Here is an 11,253-nt window from a genome sequence, read left to right on the forward strand (position 1 = left end):
GCTCTTATTAATAACTAGAAAACTACTATATTTATATTCAATAAATTTAGAATGTAAACATACGAGCCGAGACCGTTGGTATTTATGCAAATCTGCTCAAAAAGAAAACAAAAATTGAGGCCAGTCATTACTTAAAAATGAGCTTTCTTCGAGGATTATAAAAGGAATTAATTTTAAAAAAGGTACACACGGAATTAATAAAGACACGTTTGCGGAATTAAGTTATGCAGGACAAGCTAGAACTCTAAATTCACAAATTTTAATTTTAGAAAAAGGTTTGAATGCAAATATAACAAGAGCAGTAAAAGAGGGTAAAAAAATAAATGAACTAAAAGGGAAATATAAGGTCCAATTGGAACGACTTATAAAAGGATTATTATAAAAAATGTTACTAATAATGTATATAATCCAGCTATCAAATTGGAGTTTAAGTACAGACCTTAACGATCTTACATAAATTACACATAAAAAAACCGCCACGGTTAAACGTGGCGGTTTCCTTAATAACATTAAAACGACTATTTTCTATTACGCTTTTCACGCCTTCTTTTACGCCAGGGTGCATTTTTCTGCCAGTCGCCTGCCATAATACAACCGTAAGGCAAAACTTCGTCCACAACGTATCCCAAATCAAATTGTTCCATTTGGTCTCGAACATTTGGGGCAGACTTGTATGCACTAGGTAGTTCGGAGATATCGATTTCATTACTGTAAAAACGAATATCCAATCCTTCCGTTTCTTCGGAAAAGATGTCTTCATCGGTCTTATGAGCTAAGTTCCTTTTATGCTGACTTCTGCTCATGTTCCTTCCTGCACCATGAGGTGCAAATCCTAAATTGTTTTTTGTTGTTGCTCCTTCCACGATTAATATAGGCTCAGCCATATTTAAGGGAATCAATCTTGGACCGGTAATATCCGGCATAAATTTAGGGTCTAAAGGGGTCGCTCCTTTGGCATGGTAAAACACATCTTCATCTTTAAAGACAAAATTGTGTTCGTTCCAAAATCTGTTCTCCTTTTCAACCTGCAACAAAGATGCTGTAGCCTCATGGATGACCTCGTGGTTCAATTTGGTCCAAGCCCTTATAATCTGCAATGCTTCCCAGTAATCCTCCCCTTCCTTTGTATCAAAGGGAATCCATGCATTCTGTGGTAAGGTTTCTGGAGACAAATGTTGTCTAAACTTATTGGCAACCTGCATCCCTTTACTGTACAAAAACGCCCCAGGCCCCCTTGAACCGTGATGTGTCACCATCATGGTATTACCAGTTGCTGCAGAGGTACCAATGTATAGAAAATGATTTCCATCTCCCTGTGTACCTAAGTGCTCTTGTGCCATCGACAACATTTTCTGAGAACTTAAAAAAGGATTGTTTTCAAAACGTTCTCTTAAATCGGTTGGCAATTTATGTTGTTGTCCTCTTGGCCTTCCACCAGGACCAAAATGTGTGCTCGATTGCGCTGCATCCAATAATAAAGATGGTTTTACATTTCCGAAGTCGGTCAACATTACCGAGCAACAAATATCGGCACTGTGCATTCCCGGATGAATCGCATTCTTGGCTGCCACTACCCCACCCACAGGAATTGTTCCCAAAGGTCCAGCTGGACAAGCATCTGGCATAACAGCCCCAGCAACTACCGTAGGGGTTCTCATTACAGCATTCATCGTTGCGGTAACTTTTTCCACATTCTCTTCCTCCAATACATTTTCGGCTACAATATTTTTAGCATATCCTATCGGTCTTTCAAATAAAGCTAAGGCAGGTGGTAATTTAAATTGCTCTAAGTAGAGCTCCATTTCATCTTGCGATAATTCATTTTCATTTATATGCGCAATCGCTTCCTTGTACCAAGCTCCTGGAGGGAATCCCAAGGCTCTGATTTCTTTTCCTGTAATAGTAGTTGTTTTTTCCATAATTTTGTTTCGTTAAGCCCCGCCACCTCCTTCGTGTGACGGAGCATTACTATTAAAAAGGTAGATACCTAAATGCCTTTTCTTATCTACACTACAAATATTTGCAAACTACTACGCAATCTTTTTGCGCAGTAGTTTTCTTTTTATAATTTACCCAAAAATTATTGGCCATGGCAATAAATAAAAATGCGCTTATCCGCTATAAAACCATTGACAAATGCTTACAGAATGGTATGCGCCATTGGACATTGGATGACCTAATTGAAAGTTGTAGTAATGCATTGTATGAACTGGAAGGTCGTGATGTTAATGTGAGCAAACGTACCATCCAGTTAGATATACAATTAATGCGGAGTGATAAATTGGGTTACAATGCGCCCATTGAGGTGTACGATAAAAAGTTTTATCGCTATGGCGATCCAGATTATTCGATCACCAATATTCCTTTGACAGAAAATGACATGAATGTGCTGACTGAAACCATGAGCATGTTAAAACAATTTCAGGATTTTTCGCTATTTGGGGAATTTAAGGGCATCATCAATAAATTAGAAGATAAGATATATACCGAAAAAAGTAATAGGCCAGCAATTATTCATCTAGATAAAAATGAGCTATTAAAGGGTTTGGGTTTTCTTGATGAGATTTATCAGGCTATTTTAAAGGAGGTGGTACTCGTACTAACCTACCAATCATTCAAGGCAAAACACCCCAATATTGTTGTATTACATCCCTATTTATTGAAAGAGTTCAACAACCGATGGTTTGTAGTGGGCAAACGTCATTCTGAAGATAGATTATTAACGTTAGCATTGGACAGGATCAATGCCATAGACTATAACTTCGAGTTGGAGTATCAACCCCGCAGTCTTGATGCAGATATTTATTACCAAAACACGATAGGTGTTACGGTCATGGACACACACAGTTTAAAGCATGTGCTTTTTAAAGTTGACAAGGATAATGCACCTTATGTACTTACCAAGCCATTTCACCATTCACAAAAAGAGATTGAACAACACAAAGACGGTAGTATAACCTTTGAGATTTATGTACACCTCAATTTTGAGCTGGAGCGAATGATTTTGGGGTTTGGCGAAAGTATTGAGGTTCTATCGCCTCGTCAATTACGGGGACGGATAAAAAAGAAATTGAGATTGGCATTGGGAAAATATGGGGATTAACGGAATGACTTAATAAACATAATAACCTATCTAAAAAGAGAATCACAAAGATGCTCGTTCACCATATATCTTGTGATATCATTTAAGGTTTTACCATTAATTGGATGTTCTCCCGGCATCGTATAAAGTTCCAAATCATTCTTACCTTTTTTATAATACCAAACTCTTGGTGAACCATCCTCATTGAAAAAGAAATCTTTTTCGCAGTCTGGTTCGACCTTTTTAAAATTTACCAGCAATCGTTGATCTATAGGTTTTGCATTCGCTTCTTCACAATGTATTTTAACATATTGATTGCCTTGCCAGATCATGCATTTTTTCCGGTTAAAGAAGAAAATCAATGCTATTATAAACGCTGAAAGAACAAATATGATAAACACATATTTTCTTTCCACGCTCTTTCCTTTTTGTAAGGAATTCTTAAAGGCAAAATAGCTTTCAAAATCCAAATAGCGAGCTAGTGAATCTCGTATTTCTTTCGATACTGTAACCTCATTTCCATCCTCAATACTCTTCAAATAATTTGTGAATGCTTTTTCTGAAATAGAAATATCTATTTTACTAGAAACATGTTTGGCAATGGCCAATTTAGTATTGGAAGCTCCCTCATCTAAGGCTTTTAAACGTACCACCTTTATTAATTCTTCTTGCATGGATTGATTGTATTAAGCCTTTGGAAAATTACGATTTCTTTTTGGAAATGAGTTGGAAACCTATTTTCCAAATCGTTTCCAGTTTCTTTCTATCCTATTCAAACAAACCTTTTTCATATTTGCTCTTGTATTGTTGATCGCCCGAGCGTAATAGGGTTTACGATTATTTCAACAGTATATATTGGAGTCGCAAAGTAATGTGGTAGGACCATTTGAGAAGTAATCTGATGCACCTTACTTATGCGCTCCAAACTTCTCAAACGAAGAGCTTGCTCTTCCCTTTAATGTATGGCTTCCAACCTAGCCCCAAAAACTGAGGAAAGACTCGGACAGCCATACGTATGTTCAATTTTTAACAATAAATAAAATGAAAAAAATACCCTATATTTTTTCGGTACTGTTGCTAATGGCAACCATACTATCCTGCACACCGGATAGACTGAATAGCAATGGAGATGAATACGGTTGTTGTACAGACGACGAACCTAACCCGCCGCCGCCACCACCTCCACCACCACCTCCAACAGACGATTAGGATTTATCATAATTGTTAGTACTTTAGAGGAATGAAAACAACGCTGTTTTTATTCCTCTTTTTTTTTGCTTCCAACATACTATCTGGACAGCAACCAGCAGATAGTGCCAAAATATATTACAATGTTATAACCAATTCACCTAAGAAATCTGATCTACCTTCGGCTATCAATTTTTTCAAAAACAGAAAGAAACAGAGCCTTAAGGTTAAGGATACGGCCAGTGCAATCTATGCAATTCGCCTAATTGCTCAAGCCACCTATAACGAAGGAAATTTTTCTGAAAGTGAACTGGAATCTGTTGAAGGGTTGACTTTACTCGGAAATAAGCAATCAGAGTCATTTCAAAACGACCGGATGGGACTATATACCCAACTAGGCATGGTGTATAGAAAATTATTGAATTATGAGGAAGCAATAAAAATTTATACCACCGCCCTATCACACAATCCAAATCCTACCGAAAAAACGAGAATACTCAATAACATTGGCAATGTGTATAAATCTCTGAAAAAGTATCCACAAGCCAAAGACTATCTAGAAAGAGCTTTTGTTGCTTCCAGATCTATGGAAAATGTAGATTTACAAGCCTTGGTTTTGGACAATCTGGGAGAAGTTCAACATTATATGGATGATGCTCAAGCGCTGAACACAATGCACAAAGCTTTGCGTTTAAGGGAGAAATCAAACAACCTAAAACACAAGTATACATCGTATATGAGTTTGGCAGCATTTTATACACAGTCAAATGCTGACTCTTCAAGATTTTACGCAAAAAAGGCAATCGCTTTATCGGATAGCTTACAAAATACGTTATACAAAAGAGATGCCTTGAACGTTTTGATGCAAACCAATCCGGATATGGATGTCAAAGAATATGTAAAATTATCAGATAGCATCTTAGCTGTGGTACAATTAGATGATAATAAATATGCGTTCCGCAAATGGAACATTGCAAACGCCGAAAAACAAACAGCACTTGTTGAAATTGAAAAAGAAGAAGAAAAGAACCAGCGCATTCTTTACCAATGGATTGGGATTTTGATTGTTTTTATAGGTATTCTGCTGTTCATTGTCTTTAGACTAAAGCATAAACGTGATAAAATAGAACAAGAGTACAATACTGAAACGCGAATAGCCAAAAAGGTACACGATGAAATTGCCAATGATGTTTATCAACTAATGGCTACGATTCAGACCTCTAAAAATGAGAGTGAAACATTACTGGATGATCTAGAATCTATATATCTCAAAACAAGAGACATTTCGAAAGAAATTAGCCTAATTCAAATGGATGAAGATTTTGGTAAGGTAATTAGTAGCTTATTGCTCAACTACCAAAGTGATCAGGTAAATGTTATTAGCAAAAATCTATCTTCTTTAAACTGGTCATCCGTTAGTGATTTAAAAAAGATTACCCTCTATAGAGTATTGCAGGAATTAATGACCAATATGCTAAAGCACAGCAAGGCTACAATTGTGGTAATTACTGCAAATCAATCGGGTAAAAAACTAGATCTTACCTATACCGATAACGGGATTGGAAGTGACCTAAAAAAAGGTAACGGACTCCTAAATACGGAAAACCGTATTCGGTCTGTAAAAGGAACCATTATATTTGACTCTACTATCAATAAAGGGTTCACGGCTAAAATAAGTCTATAATATGTTTACAAAAGTACTAGTCTCTGACGATCTGGGGAGTATCAATTCTGGAGTGGCCATTGTGCTCCAAGAGTTAATGGTGCGAGAGATTATTCAGGTACAATATTGTGATGATGCCTATCTCAAAATAAAGAGTGCTACAATGAAAGAAGCGCCTATTGAATTATTGATAACAGACCTCTCTTTTGTACCAGACCATCGCCAGCAAAGTTTCAACTCTGGAGAAGAATTGGTCGCTATTCTAAAAAAAGAACATCCTGAACTTAGAATACTTGTTTATTCTGTGGAAGATCGCAGCCTGTTAATTAAAAGACTCATAAATGATCTAAAAGTTGATGGATATGTGAGCAAAGGAAGAAATGGTTTAAATGAGTTGAAGCAAGCTATCAATACGATTGCAAAAGGGGATATATATATCTCACCACAACTAAATCAACTCATAAACCAAAAAAAAGGCTTAGATATTGATGATTATGATATAGAATTGATGCGATTATTATCATTAGGAAAATCGCAAGAGGAGATCAGTTCCAATTTCAAACAGAATAATATCTCGCCTAGCAGCTTGAGCACGATTGAAAAACGCCTAAACCGATTACGTATTCAATTTAAGGCAAACAATGCCATCCATTTAGTGAGTATTGTTAAAGATTTAGGATTAATATAGCCGATATACGGATACCCGTAAAATAGTTTCATTGAATAACAATATCATTGTAGTGTTGAATAGCCAAATGGCTTTTCACATTGGGGAGCATAGAGAAGACACTGTAAAAGGTGTCTTTTCTTGTGTTACGGGATACCGTAAAAATTGTCCAAAAACGATTTGTAGGTTTGGATAACATTAATCAAAAAGCAAAATGAAACCAACCAATAAAAAATCAGATGCAAAGGAAAGATTTATGGAAACCCATAAAACCCACACTGAAAATGAATTACTTGTGGAATTAATTTGGAACCTTAAGCGGAATTATCACTTACAAGAGAAAGTTAGACAAAACACCTCAAAACTAGTCTGGTGGTTAATTGCAATACCATTTATCGCAGGAGCCTTTATAGTATTTTTAGGATTTGCAGGAATAAACTCAATATAGTTTCAAAATTATTGAGAAATATTGGACAAAATGATTAAAAGAAATGGGTGTGGAAAAAGTTAAAGTTAAAAATGTCGATATTGCATCAAGTGTGGAAAAAGTAATTTATGATTTTATACAAAAATAATAACTACCGCTTCATTTTGTTAATGCTACTCATGTGTATTGGAGTAGTATCGTCTGGAGCATATAATCCATCCAAAACTTATGAGAAAACCTACCCTCTTGAAGGAGTAGTTACCTATATCACTGATGGAGATACCTTTAAATTGATATCAAGAGACTCTGTTTTGCACCGTATACGTGTTGCAAGCATTGACTGTCCCGAGAAAAAACAGCCTTATTCTAAACTAGCTAAGGAATTTACGTCGAATGCTATACTTGGAAAAACGGTTTGTGTTAACGTGGAGAGCAAAGATAGGTATGGTAGATTAATCGCAACAGTACATTATCAAGATTCCTTAATACTCAGAGAGGAATTATTAAAAAATGGATTTGCCTGGCATTTTATAAAATATTCCAAAGACTCAATTTTACAAAATCTAGAAAACAATGCCAGAAAACAAGGTTTAGGACTTTGGCAGGACCCGAAACCAATTCCGCCATGGGAATGGAGGTCTACAAAAAAGAAATAAAAAAATGAAATTATCATCAACTCCCCTTAATTTTTCAAAAGGTCTTCTTTACATCAGCATATTTATAGTTGGAACGGCCTTTACAGGATTTACTTCCAGTATAGAAAGTAATGTCTACATCTGCAAAGGCCCTGAAAGTAAAAAATATCATTATAAGAAAGACTGCCGGGGATTATCAAGATGTTCTACCAACACATACAAAGTAACGATAGCCGAGGCGAAAAAAATTGGCAGGACCTTATGTGGTTGGGAAGATTAAATTAGAAGAATTAAAAAAAACTCAATTGGTTTAAGGGTTTATACGTACAAATTGGTCTTTTGGAATATTTATATTTACAGAATTACCTTAAGCATCATAAATGATTAAAAAGAAAACAACCAAAAAAGAAAAATCAATCGAAGAAAGCCTTTGGGCTTCTGCGAACAAACTACGGGGCTCGGTAGAGAGTGCCGAATATAAGCATGTGGTGCTCGGACTCATCTTCTTAAAATTTGCAAGCGATAAGTTTGAAGTCAAACGTGCATTACTGATTGAAGAAGGCAAAGAAAAGTATTTGGAGATGAAGGAGTTCTACAACCAAAGCAATGTGTTTTACCTTGCGGAAACCTCCCGGTGGAACTACATAATGAAGCACGCCAAGCAAGACGATATTGCGCTTAAGATTGATACCGCCCTACATACCATTGAAAAGAACAATCCAAGCCTAAAAGGTGCCTTACCAGACAATTATTTTAGCCGTTTGCAATTGGACAAAAGCAAGCTGGCTTCCTTGCTCGATACTATTAATAAAATAGATACGCAGAAAGACGAAGCTCAAGACATTGTAGGGCGCGTATATGAGTATTTCTTATCTAAGTTTGCCTTGGCAGAAGGGAAAGGAAAAGGTGAGTTCTACACCCCTAAAAGCATAGTAAACCTTATTGCTGAGATGATAGAGCCCTATAAAGGCATCATCTATGACCCTGCCTGTGGTTCTGGGGGTATGTTTGTACAATCTATAAAATTTATAGAGAGCCATCACGGAAACAAACAAGAAGTTTCTATCTACGGACAGGAATACACCAACACCACCTATAAGCTGGCTAAAATGAACCTTGCCATACGGGGTATTGCTGCCAACTTAGGCGAAAAAGCAGCCGATACCTTTGGGCAGGACCAACACCCCGATTTAAAAGCCGATTATATCATGGCCAACCCACCTTTTAACCAAAAAGACTGGCGGGGTGTAAATGAATTGGTAGACGACCCGCGATGGATGGGATATGACGTACCTCCCAAGAGTAACGCCAACTACGGTTGGATCTTAAACATGGTAAGCAAGCTCTCTGAAAATGGGGTGGCAGGTTTTATCTTGGCAAATGGTGCCTTGAGTGGTGGTGGTGAGGAATATAAAATACGTCGTAAGCTGATAGAAAATAATCTGGTAGAAGCCATTGTGATTTTACCTCAGAATATGTTTTATACCACAAATATTAGCGTAACGCTTTGGCTTTTGAACAAAAACAAAAGAAGCCATACAAAAGATATTGGTGATGCCAAACGATACCTTCGGAACCGAGAGGAAGAAGTGTTGTTTATGGATTTACGCCAAGTAGGCATCCCTTTTGAAAAGAAGTTTATACAGTTTAGCGAACCGCAAATAAAAGACATTGCTAAAACTTACCACGATTGGCAACAACAAGACAACAATTACAAAGATGTACCCGAATATTGCTATAGTGCCACGAAAGAAGAAATTAAGAAAAAAGATTTCTCCCTGGTACCCAGCAAGTATATTGGATTTGTAAACCGCGATGAAAATATAGATTTTGATGAAAAGATGGGCGCTTTGGCTGCCGAAATGAAAACCTTATTGCAAGAAGAAGCCCAATCAAAAGTCGATTTATTAACCGTGTTTAAGGAATTGGGGTATGAGATCGAGTTATAAACGTATTGGAGATTATATTACAAGACTTAACGAGAAGAATAAAGAATCAATCTATAGTAGGTTGTTGGGTATAAATATCAATAAATATTTTATGCCTTCAGTCGCGAATGTAGTAGGCACAGACTTGTCAAAATACAAAATAGTAGCACCTGGTCAGTTTGCTTGTAACCGAATGCACGTGGGAAGAGATTATAGATTGCCTATTGCTTTATCAAAGGAAGAAAACCCTTTTCTTGTATCTCCAGCGTATGACGTTTTTAAAATTAATGATACTAATAAATTATTGCCAGAGTATTTAATGATGTGGTTTTCTAGGTCGGAATTTGACAGAAACTCATGGTTTTATACTGATACTGATGTAAGTGGGAAATTAGGCTGGGATTCTTTTTGCGAAATGGAACTCCCAGTTCCCTCCATATCAACACAACAAGCCATTGTTGATGAATATAATGCCATAGTTAACCGTATTTCTCTAAACGAGCAGTTAAATGCCAAACTTGAAGAAACCGCACAAGCCCTTTACAAACATTGGTTTGAGTCAGATCAAAAAGAAGATTGGGATGAAATAAAGTTAGAAAAAGTTTGTAATCTCATTACTGATGGAAAGCATGGTAATTGTCAAGATGAAGCTGATTCTGGTTATTATTTTATCAGTGTAAAAGACATTTCAAACAGTAATATTTATTATTCTGAAGCAAGACAGATAACTAAAAGTGATTTTGAAGAGACTCACAGAAGAACAAACCTCGAAAAAGGTGATATATTAATGTCAAATGCGGGCACCATAGGCAGACTAGCAATTGCGAAGAATATACCTGAAACCAGAAAAACTACATTTCAAAAAAGTGTTGCTATAATCAAACCGAATAAAGATTTTATTTCTTCGTATTTTCTGTATTCTATGTTGAATTTTAATATCAGAGAAATTAAAGAATTGGCAGGCGGCTCTACTCAATCAAACTTATTACTCGGCGATTTAAAGAGCTTTAAATTTGTGTATCCTAAAATTGAAAATGTAAAAAGATTTGAGCATAAAGTCACACCTATTTTTTTGAACTTAGAATTAAATTGGAGTGAAAACATCGCTTTGGAAAAAATGAGAGACTTGCTTCTCTCAAAAATGGCGACTGTTGGGAGTAAAGAAGAAATAGCAACTAATTAAAACCGATATATTATGAAAAGACAAGCAGTAAGTTCATCAAATATAGCCTCAATAGGTTATGATGCAAGCAGTAATACCTTAGAGGTAGAATTTAATAGTGGTCGTTTATATGAATATTATGATGTTCCAGCATCAGAGCACAGAGCTCTAATGAACGCATCTTCACATGGTTCTTATTTTAATGCGAATATTAGGAATAATTATCAATATAGGGAACTTTAAATTTTAGTTATGAAAGATATAATCATCGAAGCAGGACAGAATTTAAAAACAATTAACATAGACTATACTGAAAAAGATGGTTCTAATGAAGGTTGGCGAGAAGTGGAGCCTTATAGTTTTAGGGAAAAAAATGGAATTGAATATTTTTATGGGTATGACGTAAATAAAGATGGTATTCGGGGGTTTATTCTGGATTCCATAAACGATGTTGTCATCACGGAGAATAGTTATGAGCCACGGTGGGATGTAGAATTCTAG

13 protein-coding genes are annotated in these 11,253 nt (G+C 36.2%); 11 read left to right on the plus strand and 2 right to left on the minus strand.

Annotation, left to right across the window (positions count from 1 at the left end; genetic code table 11):
* Positions 1–518 precede the first annotated feature (518 nt).
* A complete protein-coding gene (locus tag ACSHW7_RS00005) occupies positions 519–1,919 on the minus strand; it encodes an RtcB family protein (RefSeq protein ID WP_435677263.1) in 1,401 nt (466 codons plus the stop codon).
* Between the two features lie 170 nt (positions 1,920–2,089).
* Here ACSHW7_RS00005 and ACSHW7_RS00010 point away from each other — a divergent pair, with 170 nt between their 5' ends.
* Entirely contained in the window at positions 2,090–3,103 is a 1,014-nt protein-coding gene (locus tag ACSHW7_RS00010; RefSeq protein WP_435677264.1) for a helix-turn-helix transcriptional regulator, read from the plus strand.
* Positions 3,104–3,129: 26 nt separating this feature from the next.
* On the opposite strand, the gene ACSHW7_RS00015 is transcribed toward ACSHW7_RS00010, so the two are convergent.
* Positions 3,130–3,756 (minus strand): hypothetical protein, encoded by a 627-nt coding sequence (locus ACSHW7_RS00015; protein WP_435677265.1) that lies wholly within the window; start codon positions 3,754–3,756, stop codon positions 3,130–3,132.
* 367 nt (positions 3,757–4,123) lie between these two features.
* Here ACSHW7_RS00015 and ACSHW7_RS00020 point away from each other — a divergent pair, with 367 nt between their 5' ends.
* The 10 genes from ACSHW7_RS00020 (at position 4,124) to ACSHW7_RS00065 (ending at position 11,253) form a co-directional block, all read left to right on the plus strand.
* Entirely contained in the window at positions 4,124–4,291 is a 168-nt protein-coding gene (locus ACSHW7_RS00020; RefSeq protein WP_435677266.1) for a hypothetical protein, read from the plus strand.
* A gap of 31 nt (positions 4,292–4,322) precedes the next feature.
* Complete coding sequence (locus ACSHW7_RS00025; RefSeq protein WP_435677267.1) at positions 4,323–5,954, plus strand: tetratricopeptide repeat-containing sensor histidine kinase; 1,632 nt, start codon at positions 4,323–4,325, stop codon at positions 5,952–5,954.
* A gap of 1 nt (position 5,955) precedes the next feature.
* A complete protein-coding gene (locus tag ACSHW7_RS00030) occupies positions 5,956–6,621 on the plus strand; it encodes a response regulator (protein ID WP_435677268.1) in 666 nt (221 codons plus the stop codon).
* Positions 6,622–6,814: 193 nt separating this feature from the next.
* Positions 6,815–7,048, plus strand: a complete 234-nt coding sequence (locus tag ACSHW7_RS00035; RefSeq protein WP_435677269.1) for a hypothetical protein — start codon at positions 6,815–6,817, stop codon at positions 7,046–7,048.
* A 158-nt stretch (positions 7,049–7,206) separates the two neighbouring features.
* Positions 7,207–7,683 (plus strand): thermonuclease family protein, encoded by a 477-nt coding sequence (locus ACSHW7_RS00040; RefSeq protein WP_435677270.1) that lies wholly within the window; start codon positions 7,207–7,209, stop codon positions 7,681–7,683.
* A gap of 4 nt (positions 7,684–7,687) precedes the next feature.
* Positions 7,688–7,942, plus strand: a complete 255-nt coding sequence (locus tag ACSHW7_RS00045; RefSeq protein WP_435677271.1) for a hypothetical protein — start codon at positions 7,688–7,690, stop codon at positions 7,940–7,942.
* Between the two features lie 100 nt (positions 7,943–8,042).
* On the plus strand, positions 8,043–9,611 hold the full coding sequence (locus ACSHW7_RS00050) for an N-6 DNA methylase (RefSeq protein WP_435677272.1): 1,569 nt from the start codon (positions 8,043–8,045) through the stop codon (positions 9,609–9,611).
* Positions 9,595–10,773, plus strand: coding sequence for a restriction endonuclease subunit S (locus tag ACSHW7_RS00055; RefSeq protein WP_435677273.1), 1,179 nt, complete (start codon positions 9,595–9,597; stop codon positions 10,771–10,773). The genes ACSHW7_RS00050 and ACSHW7_RS00055 overlap by 17 nt, the downstream gene beginning before the upstream one ends.
* A gap of 12 nt (positions 10,774–10,785) precedes the next feature.
* Positions 10,786–10,995, plus strand: coding sequence for a KTSC domain-containing protein (locus ACSHW7_RS00060; RefSeq protein WP_435677274.1), 210 nt, complete (start codon positions 10,786–10,788; stop codon positions 10,993–10,995).
* Positions 10,996–11,004: 9 nt separating this feature from the next.
* A complete protein-coding gene (locus tag ACSHW7_RS00065; protein ID WP_435677275.1) occupies positions 11,005–11,253 on the plus strand; it encodes a WYL domain-containing protein in 249 nt (82 codons plus the stop codon).

It is taken from the genome of Patiriisocius sp. (assembly GCF_051252435.1).
Taxonomy (GTDB): Bacteria; Bacteroidota; Bacteroidia; order Flavobacteriales; family Flavobacteriaceae; genus Patiriisocius.